Annotated in this window: 12 protein-coding genes and 1 CRISPR repeat array (1 of these 13 running past the window's edge); all 12 genes read left to right on the plus strand. The window is 38.9% G+C overall.

Features of this window, described 5'->3' with window-relative positions; all coding sequences use genetic code 11:
- Window positions 1–1934: hypothetical protein (locus A9957_RS02810; protein ID WP_292343115.1), on the plus strand; the 1934-nt coding region annotated here is incomplete at its 5' end.
- Between the two features lies 1 nt (window position 1935).
- A complete protein-coding gene (locus A9957_RS02815; protein ID WP_165868986.1) occupies window positions 1936–2589 on the plus strand; it encodes an RAMP superfamily CRISPR-associated protein in 654 nt (217 codons plus the stop codon).
- Window positions 2589–3677 (plus strand): RAMP superfamily CRISPR-associated protein, encoded by a 1089-nt coding sequence (locus A9957_RS02820; protein ID WP_096712442.1) that lies wholly within the window; start codon window positions 2589–2591, stop codon window positions 3675–3677. Before A9957_RS02815 ends, A9957_RS02820 begins: the two co-directional genes overlap by 1 nt.
- Entirely contained in the window at window positions 3674–4174 is a 501-nt protein-coding gene (locus A9957_RS02825; RefSeq protein ID WP_096712443.1) for a hypothetical protein, read from the plus strand. The genes A9957_RS02820 and A9957_RS02825 overlap by 4 nt, the downstream gene beginning before the upstream one ends.
- A gap of 2 nt (window positions 4175–4176) precedes the next feature.
- On the plus strand, window positions 4177–4692 hold the full coding sequence (locus A9957_RS02830) for a hypothetical protein (RefSeq protein ID WP_292343117.1): 516 nt from the start codon (window positions 4177–4179) through the stop codon (window positions 4690–4692).
- Between the two features lie 2 nt (window positions 4693–4694).
- On the plus strand, window positions 4695–5459 hold the full coding sequence (gene csx7, locus A9957_RS02835) for a CRISPR-associated RAMP protein Csx7 (protein ID WP_164909073.1): 765 nt from the start codon (window positions 4695–4697) through the stop codon (window positions 5457–5459).
- 2 nt (window positions 5460–5461) lie between these two features.
- The gene (locus tag A9957_RS02840; RefSeq protein ID WP_164909074.1) at window positions 5462–6811 is read left to right on the plus strand and encodes an RAMP superfamily CRISPR-associated protein; all 1350 of its coding nucleotides are present in this window, start codon (window positions 5462–5464) and stop codon (window positions 6809–6811) included.
- Window positions 6812–6813: 2 nt separating this feature from the next.
- Complete coding sequence (locus A9957_RS02845; protein ID WP_292343119.1) at window positions 6814–7314, plus strand: hypothetical protein; 501 nt, start codon at window positions 6814–6816, stop codon at window positions 7312–7314.
- Window positions 7311–8339, plus strand: a complete 1029-nt coding sequence (locus A9957_RS02850; RefSeq protein ID WP_128754636.1) for a hypothetical protein — start codon at window positions 7311–7313, stop codon at window positions 8337–8339. Before A9957_RS02845 ends, A9957_RS02850 begins: the two co-directional genes overlap by 4 nt.
- Before the next feature lie 19 nt (window positions 8340–8358).
- On the plus strand, window positions 8359–9828 hold the full coding sequence (locus tag A9957_RS02855) for a TIGR02710 family CRISPR-associated CARF protein (protein ID WP_096712449.1): 1470 nt from the start codon (window positions 8359–8361) through the stop codon (window positions 9826–9828).
- Window position 9829: 1 nt separating this feature from the next.
- The gene (gene cas1, locus A9957_RS02860; RefSeq protein WP_292343121.1) at window positions 9830–10840 is read left to right on the plus strand and encodes a CRISPR-associated endonuclease Cas1; all 1011 of its coding nucleotides are present in this window, start codon (window positions 9830–9832) and stop codon (window positions 10838–10840) included.
- Complete coding sequence (gene cas2 / locus A9957_RS02865; protein ID WP_181079351.1) at window positions 10841–11128, plus strand: CRISPR-associated endonuclease Cas2; 288 nt, start codon at window positions 10841–10843, stop codon at window positions 11126–11128.
- 300 nt (window positions 11129–11428) lie between these two features.
- Window positions 11429–13520: a CRISPR direct-repeat array (repeat unit 37 nt; unit sequence GTTGACATAAGCACCCGTGATAAAAGGGAATGGTAAC); it runs 504 nt beyond the window's last position.

Raw genomic sequence — 13520 nt, forward strand, 5'->3', positions numbered from 1 at the left:
TTGGAAAACCGCGCTCATCAAGTAAAAAGGTAAGGTATGGACCATATTCTCATCATACCACTCAAACAAGAGAAATTCTGGAACACATACTTGAAAATACCAGTTCTAATCTTGTTGAAAAATATGAATTGAATAAAATCGTTCCAAAACTTGCAGCACAGCATCATTCAAGAGATACCTCCACAAAACTGGAACGATTGCTCAGCAAAGCAGATACAGTGGCTTCAGCTGCAGACAGGATCAATGAAATTGACAGTAATCTGGAAAACGGAAATCTTCATCTTGAAAGCAAGGATAAAATATTTCCTCATGAGATCAACTGTGATGCAGGGAATCTGAAATGTCTGGAAAAGAATCATACCACTGTACTGGGTAATGGAAGCACAATTGATTGCAAGGTTGAAATCAAAGACCCAACAGCAAACTCTGCTCAACTGTTCTATGATTCTGTATGCTATGGAGGGCCTGTAAAATATCTCGGGAAAACATATCCTATATCGGGCAACATCGGTATTCTTTCTCTTGATGTAATGGGCATTCAAGGGTTCATAGGTGAAGCAGATAAACTCAATATGTTGAGGGGTGGAAGTTACTTTGTAGACAAAGTTCTTGAAGCAGCAAAAGACGTAATTGCACATAAAGTATGCCCTGAAGCAGTCCTTTTCTGGGGAGGAGGCAATCTTCTCTCATTCATTCCAGCAACTGAAATGTATAGAAAAGAATTAAAGGAAACTATAGAAAATAAGGTAAAAGATATATCAAACGACGGATTGCAGGTTGCGGTAATTACCTTTGAAGAAGAACTTGCAAACGTTGCGGGGCAGTTCAATGATACTCTGGAAAAATCGCAGAATGAACTTGAAACCAGGAAGAATGAGACAAGATCCAGACAGCCCATAAAGAATACGAAAAAGACATGTCGGTATTGTGCCAAAAGACCTGAAGCATCAAGTGGTGGTTCTTGCAAGGTATGCAAGGAGAAAGAAGAAAAAGGCAAATTGGCGAAGTGTCGTCTTTTCAACAAATATATCAAGAATACTCATGATTGTTCCATACCCACAGAGCTTTCTCATCTTGGTGAATCGATCGGTGCACTGGTAATCGATGGTAACATGATGGGGAGATTATTCCAGCAGACAAGTACACCTGCAGAGTATACCTATAAGAGTCACACCTTCAAGACCAAATTCGACAAAATACTGGAAGATTCAATAACCACTTTTCTTGATCAAGAAGAGAATCTCAACCTGGTAAAGCATCGAAAAGAAGGTATTGACTATCTTGGAATCGATGTACTCTATGCGGGTGGAGATGATGTACTGATTCTCATGAATGCAAAAGCTGTAATCCAGTTTGCAAGTCATTTGATTGAAAATGTATCTGAAGAGTTCATGTTTAAAAAGAAATTCTATGATACCACTACATTTGAGAATCCTACCGTAACCATATCCTGTGGAATTGCAATTGCGGATAACAGTTTTCCTATCTATTTCCTGCTGGATGCAGCAAGAGAGATGGAATCCAGTGCCAAGAAAAAATTCAGGCAGACTACCAGCACAGATGATTACAACATAATCAAAATTCCAAAAGGTGCCATGTCAGTAACAGCTATAAGTTCTGCTATGCCTGGAAAGGACCATATTTCATTTGTTTTCCCTCATAATCTCAAAGATTTTGAACAGTTAAGCAGGATATTTGCTATTGCTTTCTATCGGGAAAAATCTCGAACTCTCATTTCAGACCTGGTTACATGCGGTAATTCAAAACATGAACGTTTGAACCTGATAAAATACATGTATTCATCTGTGCAGCGTAAAAGTGATAGCATAAATATTGATGATTGTGAATGGATGGCCGATACATTATGTAATGACAATCTGCTTTCGGCATCCCGTATGATCATACCTCATCTGTTACATGGGGAGGGGGAATAAAATGAATATTTGGAAAGTATCACTCAAAGCCACCAGTGATTTCCATACAGCAGGAAAATCCAGCGGTTCAACGATTGACTATCTGAAAAACAGTGAAGATATGCCATACATACCTGCCACTCATATCAAAGGGGTTATGCGAACAGAGGCAGAACGGATAATACGCACTTTAAAAGATGTTAATTGCTGGGTTACGGGTGACCCAGATCAAAAGGAAGTATCTGAAGAAAATAAGCGCAAAATTCGAAGCTGTAGGGATTTATCTGATGAAACGTGTGATGTCTGCAGGATATTTGGCACTCCCAATGACGATAATAAGTACACGGAAGGTAAAATTCGAGTAACTGATTTTGTCTATACGGAAGGGAATAAGAGTACATCTGCAAGGATGCATGTATCTATAGATAGAGATATGCTTTCGAATACAGGTGGTGGATTATATCGAACTTTTGCAGTACCATCAGGCACTGTTTTTTCAGGATATTTCATAATCCGAAACTTAAGTGATGACGATAATAAATTGCTATGGGGTGCCCTGCATTCAATGTGTCATTATGGTCTTGGTGGTGAACGGTCACGTGGAATGGGTAGTTTTGAAGTTGCTGGAATTAAAGAGATCAAATATGAGCAATTTTGCACAGAGGTAGATTTATAATGAAAGTTTTAACGGCAACACTGAAAAACCTGGCACCTCTGCATATTGGAACAGGAAAAAAGACTGGAAATTTTTCAAAAACCCTTGAGTATATTCCAGGCCGAACAATACGGGGAATGGTGGGGTATTACCTATACAATAATAACAAATCTCTATTCAACGCCCTTCGCATCAATGAAGATGAGGATATGAGTCAAACTGGAGTATTCTTCAAAAACGCTCTGCCGATTAATAAAGGTAAGTCCACACGAGCCTGTCCTGTATCATTTAAGTGGTGCAAAAAATGTGGTCATATGATTGAACCTGACAAAAAAGAGTGTACCAATACAGTGGAAGACAGACCGTGTTTGCATGAAGGGAAAAAATATGGAGGCTTTATTACTGCTGATTCGTTTGAAACAGGGGAACTTGAAAGCGTCTCGGTGAATACACAGATTTCTACAAAATGTCCGATTACACGAGATGGTAATACAAGTCCTGGACCATATGATGACATTGCTCCCTATAACATAGAGAGTATTGTAGAGGGTACAGAATTCGAATTCCAGTGTATTGTTGAAGATGAATATGTAGATGGTTTGAAAGAAGCATTGAATGAATCTGGTATATTTGGGGGACTGGGTGGTTTCCGCTCCCGTGGATATGGAACTGTGACATTTTCCAATTTCAATGCAACTCCTGCATCTGATATGATTCAGGAAAAAGCCAGTAATATCTCGCAATTCAAGAATGCAATGATGGTTACTAATTCTCCAATGATTCTCAGGGATGGTGAAACTTCCATTATAGGCTTTGATGAGAATTTCGAACAATATGTTTCTAAAAGTTGTGACATTTGCGCCACTCAGGGAAATTTCAAAATTGTGAGTGGAGATAAGGGTTCACAGAAACTCAATGAAGGTATTGCACGTGGCTGGTCCATTAAGGAAGGTAACAAGGTTTCCGAGATCATTCCCTGTATTGGAATGGGTAGCTGCGCAGTGGTTGAAGGAGACCCTGAAGTCATGGCAACTCTGGAAGTCTATGGAATCGGGGAGATGATCAACAGTGGATATGGTGACGTGTATTTCATGGAGGGCCATCTATGAGCAGCAATTTGATCGAAATCAATCAATATGCCTGGGAACTGGCAACACTGGCCATGTGGAAAGCTGGAAAAGAACTTAAAGCGTATTCTACTGACCAGATTCGCAGAATTGTAGCAGCTGGCAACTCAGGCAACATTAACGATATCAAGAATATTATAGATCAATATTCACCTGCTCCCCCTCAGGGGAAGAAAGAGTACCAGGCTCAGGGTGAAATCCGCGCAAAACGCCAGAAAAATAAGGACTTTGGGAATAATTTGATTCAAGTTATATCTGAAAGAGATGTAGAAGATATACAGCGTTTGTTACAATATGTATTATGGAATATAAAAATTCTTGAATATGCTTACAAGAAATCTGAAGATAAATTTATAGATGAAATTGCTCTGGAGCTTGATTGTGAATATGTAAATAAAGAAAAGATTACGGGTAATTTAAAGCAATTCATAGATGATAACAGAAGGAAAGGTAATTCCAGGGATAAAAGGAGGAGATAATTATGACTGTTGAGTTCAATAGAGATGAGTTGGGGAGTATAGTTCTGGATTCGTATGAACTTATGCTGGAAATTCCATCTCCCAATAAAAAAGGAGATAAATACGAAATTCCTTCCAGGGGCAAACTGAAAAATCTTCCTGAAGCACTGCGGGAGTTTGTAGATCCACAATCTGCAATATTACATTTCACAAAAAGTGCGTCTTATTTTTTACCACGTTCTGATGCTAAATTGAGTGACTATTTGCAAATGTTGCTCTCCAAAGTCCAAAAGATACAAAGGGAAGAATCTGATCCTGAAAAGGCCAGGGAAAGAATACGCTATCTTATAGGATACAGTAACTGGAGTATGGATGCGGTTTGTAATATATTCGGGATGTCTGCCAGTGATCAGCAAGTGCGTGAGAGGGTTCACACCATGGTCAATGCCGAACTTGACCTTATTGACAGAGAAAAAGATGTTGACATAATCGTTGACAAAATTATGAAATGGAAATCAAACAATCCCAGGGGAAGATAATTATGTTCAGAAAACTGGTGGACAGAGCAATTTTGCAGTATAAGGTCACTACGAAATCCGATTTACATATCGGGGGTCACACTACTGTTGAACCTGCAGAGGTTGACAATCCTGTAATCAAAAATACGGAAGGTTATCCAATCATACCAGGTAGCAGTCTTAAAGGTGTAATGCGAACCGAAGTGGAGCGATTGCTTAAAGGACTGGATATTAAAGTATGTGATGTATTTGATAATGAAAGTTATGGAGGCTGTAATGAGTGTCCAGTTTGCTACCTTTTCGGAGGCAAAGATTTGGCATCATCGATACGCATTAAAGATGCAGTTGCCGATAATAAAAAGACATTGATCAGAGATAGTGTAGCCATTGACCGCCAGACAAGGAAAGCCCGTGATGGTGGCAAATATGATATAGAGGCAGTTCCCAGGGGTACAATATTCAAGGGAACAATAACAATAGAAAACACAGGAATTGAATCGGATGGTTATCTCTATGACCATGCAAAACTTGGTGGATTACTCGGTCTGATCGATTTTTTCAATGCATGCAGTGGAAACATAGGTCATGCTGTGTCCCGAGGATTTGGGGAAGTGGAAATTGAAATCGAAAAACTCAATCTGATTACAGCACAGGATTATCTTGACGGCAAATATGAAGGAAGCGAATATTCTCCACAGACTGATGAATATCAGGATTTAAAATCAAATGCTGCTGCTGACTGGTCCAAATATGTAAAAGAAGATAAGCATGTCTGTCAAGAGGGATGATAGTGACCGATTATAGCATCTTTCAAAATCGATGGCAAATAACTGCCAGGTTAACACTGGTTACACCTCTGCGTATCGGTGGTGGACAGAATGCAGGTGCATATTCTCTCTCACAGAGTCCAGTACTCTTATCCTATGATGCCCAGACAAAAAAACCCGACCCGTATATACCAGGCAGCAGCCTTAAAGGTGTATTGAGAAGTACGGTTGAAAGAATAATACGTACTTTCAATGAAAACAAATCCTGCATTGCTGTAAGTAATAAAAGAGATAACAATTTGCTTTGTGGAAAAGAGGATTGTATTCCCTGCTCAATATTTGGATCACAGAAAGAAGGTGCCAGTATTAGGGTACAGGATGCACATCTTTCCGATGAACTAAATCAGAACCTTGCTCTGGGAGAACGTCCACACTGTGCAACCCGCTATAAAAAAAGGGGACACGAATATGTGATGCAAACCAGAAAGAAAGGCAACGGACAAGTACCAAATGCAAATCCTCGCTTTGAAGAAATTGTAACAGCAAACAATTCGTTTGATGTCACTATTAATCTTGATAATGCAAACGAGCAGGAAGTTGGTTTTGTATTACTTGCCCTGAATGAATTCAACCATAAGAGATGCTGTCTTGGAGGAGGGACATCTAGAGGAAACGGGTTTGTAGATGTAAATCGGGTTAGGGTTGCAAAAAAGAGTGTTGACAATGATGATGATGCCTTGTTTCAGGTGAAGACAGAACAAATGGACCCTATTATGTTCTGTAATGCAGCAAAGAAGTACCTGAAAAATATAGATAACGGTGAGGATACATGTCGTAGAGATTTCGATGTATACTATCGTGCTTATTCTACCGATAAATTGGAAGGCAATGTGGTTGTTCCTTATGAGATTATTACAACGAAGGATTTCCAGATGCCAGGGGCAGATGAGGCTACCGTAACCAATCAAGGGGTACCAATAATACCAGGTTCAACCATCAAGGGTTACCTTCGACATACATTGATTTCTAAAGGTGAAGATGCAGATACTATAGACGAGTTGTTTGGTGCCTCTGTGGGTAATAACCAACATCGTTCAAGGATTTTAATCTCCGATGCATTTCCACTAGAACAATTTGCCTCTAGCGATATGATTCCTGCAAATACAAGACTGAAACTCTGGATGGTTTTTGATAATATTGAAAGGCACGAAGTTGAACTTATTAGCAACATCCTGAAAAAAGAATGTACAATTACAGGAAAAAGTGTTGCCGATCCCAACAAAACAGGAAAATCTTCACGAAATGTTGTGAGATTTCATCCAGTATTACCAGAAAAATTTGAGGCAAACAAGTTCCTGGAATTAATGGTATAAATATGAAATACTGGTTGGCTTTTATTGGTTCGAGCCCGTTTGCTGTAATCAATACAATCTGGGCGGCCTGCAGGGAAGAAGGTTATGTACCCGAACATGTCAAGTTCCTTACAAACAGGGAACTTAAAGAAGAGTGGAAGGACACTATTGGCAATTGGGTCCCCACACTTCTTGAAAAATATGGTGTAATCGACCCGCTATACTCCATCGAGGACATTGTAGAAACTGATTTTCAGATGATTCATAACAAATATCGTTCCCTTCTTTCTGAAATCGGTGATAATGATGAGGTTGCTGTGGATATCACGCCTGGACGAAAATATATGTCAGCCATATCGATGGAAGTTGGACTGGAGATGGGGGTGGATCATGTATATTACATGCATCTATCAGATAACAGGTATCAGAATTCTCCGTATCCTTTAATTCCAAAACATCGCCATGCCTTGATTGATATGAAGAAAGAATTCTATGATAATACATCGGTTGGGGAAGATGAATGATAATACCAAAACAATATTTGATTGGTTTGCTTAATGTTTTATCTGAAACTTCCAGCCAATTGGAGGTGGATTATCCTCCTCTGGGAAATCTTTTGGATATCAGGATTGGCGAAAAATGCGAAATAACTGCTATTTCCAGAGAATATTTCAGAACAAGCAGAAGTAATGCATTACGTCTCTATCGGAATGATAATTTCTTGTCTCGGGAAATTCCTGATCATGATGACTTTAAAATATGTATGTATGCCTCATCCCTGTTAAATTCGGAAAATGAATCCGTACTTGAACATGAATTACAGGATGAAGGCAAACGTAACTTATTGAAGGGTGATAAGCCTCTTTTTATTGGATACGATACCAATTCCTTACGTCACAGAAGCAACCTTTTAATTCAAAACACATTATCCAAATTGTCTTTGGCGGATTCTCCAAACATTGGCTTTTGCCTGAGTGAGGTCGTTAAAAGAGAATTGCGCAATCAATGGGAAAATAAACATAAAAAATCAGATATCGACAAACTCTGTGCATTACATCCACAGGCTACACGTTTTCTGAACCAGCATCCTAAAACTGCCCGTATGGCCCGATTGGGTGCAGTAGAATACAAACATCTGATGGCCCAATTAAATTGTGAAGAGATCAATGGGAAGGGTCTGGGGGATAATAATATCATTCAATCGTATGAATTTTTTAGGGATAAGCGTAATGTGGACCTTCTTTTGATAAGTGGTGATAATGATTTTACTGCAATGGCACATGAGGAAAAGATACGTTCTGTGTACATGAAACAGCCATCTAATTATGACACTAACTTCGAGTGTCAGTGGGAAGAGCTTGTTGAATTGCTTTACTGCATGGCAATAATATTCGGTCATATACGTCTGGAACATATCGATATATATGGCATATGGACAGGCAAAAATGAGGACGATTGGGACGATTACAGAATTTCTGTTGAAACAGGTGATCCTTCTATTTTCAAGGACCTGATTATTCTCGAACAAAGTTATAAGTTGCCTATTTGATTTAAGGAAGTGCTTTCTGATGGTTAATCAAAGAGATATCGAAAATAGGGTAAACGACAGTACAGATTGCCAATATGTACTGGATAGGATCTCGGATTTTGAAAATTCGGATGATAGGACCCAGCTGGTATCCATATCAAAGGAATTGTTTTCCTATGAGAAGAAGTATCTTCCAGAATACACAGGAAATTGTGACGTGTTGATATGCACGGTGGGGATGCGTGAGGCTCCTATTATTTTATCCCAGATTTCTGTTAAACCCAAAAGAAGTATCCTTTTGCATACCGAGGGTTCAGAGCATGTGGCTGACAAAATCCAGGCTGATCCAGATATTAAAAAATTGAATATTGAATTTAAAAAGATAGAGATTGATGATCTGGATGCTGCACATAATTATAATGTATTAAAAAATGAAGTACTTCCGCAAATCGGTAATCGACAGAATGTAAGAATTGATCCTACCGCTGGAAGAAAGATTATGGGTACTGCAGTGGGATCATTTGCCTTCTTTTACAGGATTCCGATGATATATCTGCATGCCGAGGAAAAAATGGGTATCAGTGTTCCTTTTACAGGCAAGATCTGTGATATAGAGAATCCCTATGATTACTATGGGGATGTGGATATGCAGATATTGAAAGCAAATTTCGATAATGGGTATTTTGATGCTGCAGCAGAGGTATGTGAACAATTAAGAGGAAAAGTCAGGGATCTTGCTCTGGGTAAGAAACTGGATTTACTGCAGGATTTTATTCAGGTGTACTGTGATTGGGATAGGTTTTTACATAGCAGTTTTGCTTCCAGTGCAAAGGAGAGAAAAGACGAATCCTATCTTTCAGACAGGTTAAAATCCATTTGTGCAGATTGTAAAAGATATGGAATAAGGCTTGTACGCGAAGATGACCTTAGACAAAATATTGAGTTCCTGGAAGAGATTGAGAATCACTGGAAACCTGGTACCAATATCGTGGATAAGTTTCGTATAGTGGATATTTTCAAAAACGCCCAGCGCAGGGCGATTCAAGGTAAGTATGACGATGCAACTGCAAGATTATATCGCTGTCTTGAAATGTGTGCGGCTCTTTTGATGGAAAAGGAAGGCGTTTGCGACATCAACAAGATTGATTATGAAAAATTTGCAGCAGATCATGGTATGACTAAAGAGGATTTGTTTGCCAGGTTCAAAGAAATTTCTAATTTTGATAGTCCAAGGTCACCTCCTGGGTTGAATGATATTATGACAATATTACAGGTAATCAATGTTCCATCTGCACATATGTATGGTCGTATGAATAGTTCAGATGAGAATGGAGAAAATCTTAGAGATAAAAGAAATCGCTCTTTGCTTGCGCACGGTACGAATCCAATCACCAGGGAAGATTACAATGTACTTTTTAATGGGACTGAAAAAATAATTGCCAGTACCCTTGGCAAAAAGCAATTCAAACAATTAGCCAGACGGTCTGATATCCCCAAACTGCTGATCTGATATGAAATCCTCGACACCTTCTACCCTCCATATATCTGGATATGGAAAAAAGTTGAAAAAACATAATAATTCACTGGTGGTGGAATGGAAAGAGGGAGAGAATTCTGAAAAAGCATCTTTTACCCCATCCAAACTTGAGGATGTGATACTTTCAGGAGAGCATTCCATAAGTACTGGTGCCATAAGATTACTTTTCGAGAATAATGTAAGCCTGTCTTGTATGGATAGTTTTGGAAATCCAATCGGGTACCTGTTTCCACATGCATACTGCCAGTATATGAATATATGGGAAAAACAGCTTTCAATAGACTCTATTCATAAACTCGATATTGCTAAAAATATATGTCTGGCAGGAGCAACTAACAAAAAGAGTATACTGCAAACGATACAAAACAGTCGGGATATAGAACTGGGAGAGTTTGTTGCCAGTATTGAAAATATCATAGATAAGATGTATGACGTATCCCATACTGATTCTCTGATGGGTTATGAAGGCAGTGCTGCAAATGCATATTTTGAGGCTCTTAAACTGATTATTCCTGCTAGATTTGAATTCGAACGCAGAATAAAACATCCTTCCCCTGATCCTGTAAATGTGTTGTTAAGTTATGGATACGGTATTCTGTATTCAAAAATACGTGCAGCCATTAACAAAGCCAAACTGAATCCATACCGTGGTGTGCTTCATTCGAATTACAGAAATCAGGAAGGACTTGTGTACGATCTGATTGAAGAATTCAGACAACCTGTTGTAGATAGAGTTGTACTTACCATGATCGGCAGAAATCAGGTGCATCTTGATTATTTTTCAAACGAAGATGGATTTTGCAGGATAGACAATAGTTTCAAGAAAATCTTTGCAAATATGATTTTTTCCAGACTTGAAAGCGAGACGATCTACAGGGATGGAAAGAAGACTTTCCAGGACATTATTGACCTGCAGGCCATCGAGTATCAAAAGGCAATTGTTGAGGGTTATGAGTATGAACCCTTCATGTACAGAAGGAGGTGATTGTTCCTGCCTTCAAAATATATTGTTGTGGCATATGATATTGAGAATGACAGGACAAGATTACAGATTGCCGATATTCTTCAATATTATGGTTTAATGAGAATTCAATATAGTGTTTTTGCAGGTGAAATTCCTTCGAATAAAATAAATGAATTGTCCTCCCTACTATTTGACAGTAATCTAGCAGAAACAGATAATATCACAGTATTTCCTTTATGCAGGGAATGTCTGAATAATGTCCTTACATTAGAACCATTGCCTCAGGAAATCAAGCATCTGTCATTATGATGTACAGACCTTTATAAGGGGTTGAGCAAAAAGGAGGTCTGTACACACATATTATCATTTTTAGGCATCAATGATAGAAATCTTACCTAAAACGGACATCGACTTTATATTAATATTTTTTTGATGATGGCACTTGATAGTGTTTTACTGATGTTAACAGCGTTAATTTTCACGACGCCTCCTGCTATCGATTGTACAGACCTTTTTAAAGGGTACTGGCAAATTGAGGTCTGTACACTACCCCCTCAAAAAGAAGTATTCTAAGGTCTCCAAAAAGGATTTAAAGGAAAAAAACATAGGGTTGACATAAGCACCCGTGATAAAAGGGAATGGTAACATCAAATTGTGGAATTGCCCTGTTCTTAATATTTTTAGTTGACATAAGCACCCGTGATAAAAGGGAATGGTAACATGCTATGAATCGGGCATTCATTCACCCATATAGAAACGTTGACATAAGCACCCGTGATAAAAGGGAATGGTAACTGTTTGTATTTCCTGCATGAAGACTTGCGTAGAAGGGTGAGTTGACATAAGCACCCGTGATAAAAGGGAATGGTAACGTATCTTTAATACCTTTCAGGTCTTCTATTCTTGCTTTGTTGGTTGACATAAGCACCCGTGATAAAAGGGAATGGTAACACACCTTATACATACTTTATTATGTCATCGGGTTTAAAATGTTGACATAAGCACCCGTGATAAAAGGGAATGGTAACGTCTTTGCTATGTGGCTATACTCAATTTCAAAATCTGTTGACATAAGCACCCGTGATAAAAGGGAATGGTAACTAATGAAATCGTCATGAGTAATCCTGCGTTTTTTGCCGTTTGTTGACATAAGCACCCGTGATAAAAGGGAATGGTAACATTTCAAATTAAATCCGAAGAAGGTGCGATAACATATAGTTGACATAAGCACCCGTGATAAAAGGGAATGGTAACTCAATAGCACGCCTGACAAACGAACTAATACAAATATGTTGACATAAGCACCCGTGATAAAAGGGAATGGTAACAGCCTAACTGTTTGTTGCGTAGGGGTATTCTTCATATCGTTGACATAAGCACCCGTGATAAAAGGGAATGGTAACCCCCGGAAAGAGCATCCACCTGATCATCGTGTGGCCTCTGTTGACATAAGCACCCGTGATAAAAGGGAATGGTAACCCTTCTTGATTTCACCATGTGTGATATCTTACTGTTTTTGTGTTGACATAAGCACCCGTGATAAAAGGGAATGGTAACTCCAAGGTATTCCGCCATTATATTTATAATTTCTATCTGTTGACATAAGCACCCGTGATAAAAGGGAATGGTAACAACTGTGGACCGTAATAGGATAATCTGAGTTGCCTGTGTTGACATAAGCACCCGTGATAAAAGGGAATGGTAACGCAAGAGAGCCAAAACTTGCATACTTCATACCAAAGTGTTGACATAAGCACCCGTGATAAAAGGGAATGGTAACCTTGGCATAATAATACATATACTTTCCAGTATTAGGAGTGTTGACATAAGCACCCGTGATAAAAGGGAATGGTAACCCTTCAAGAATGAACCTCTGGCTGAAGGCACATCCACAAGTTGACATAAGCACCCGTGATAAAAGGGAATGGTAACTCGTTGTAATATACCATTCATGTGTCAACGGTGATTGAGTTGACATAAGCACCCGTGATAAAAGGGAATGGTAACCTTTATCTCTTGAAGAGACATCTTCTTTTTTGTTTCGAAGTTGTTGACATAAGCACCCGTGATAAAAGGGAATGGTAACGTTGGTTTTGATTCGGATGCCGTAAAAACTATGAAGTTGACATAAGCACCCGTGATAAAAGGGAATGGTAACTCATTTAATTCATCATCATAACTTATATTTTGCAATACTGTTGACATAAGCACCCGTGATAAAAGGGAATGGTAACATTCTATCAATAATTACACCCTTATCAATAATTGTAGTTGACATAAGCACCCGTGATAAAAGGGAATGGTAACATACTATGAGGACTGTAATTCACACAACCGTTGGCCAGCGGTTGACATAAGCACCCGTGATAAAAGGGAATGGTAACGGGTTGCAGGGATGATAGTTCGTTTGTGGTTGTTGTGGTTGACATAAGCACCCGTGATAAAAGGGAATGGTAACATGCTTGTCGGCTCGTAGGTTTCAGGGTTATGTTCAGTAGTTGACATAAGCACCCGTGATAAAAGGGAATGGTAACTCTAAGATAATAGATTACTTCTCTAGCCTTTTCATGTTGACATAAGCACCCGTGATAAAAGGGAATGGTAACCCTTTATAACTTCCTAAAAATTGAACCATAGTTTATTGGTTGACATAAGCACCCGTGATAAAAGGGAATGGTAACAACACTTCAACACAGTTGAG

It is taken from the genome of Methanohalophilus sp. DAL1, from assembly GCF_001683555.1.
Lineage (GTDB): Archaea > Halobacteriota > Methanosarcinia > Methanosarcinales > Methanosarcinaceae > Methanohalophilus > Methanohalophilus euhalobius.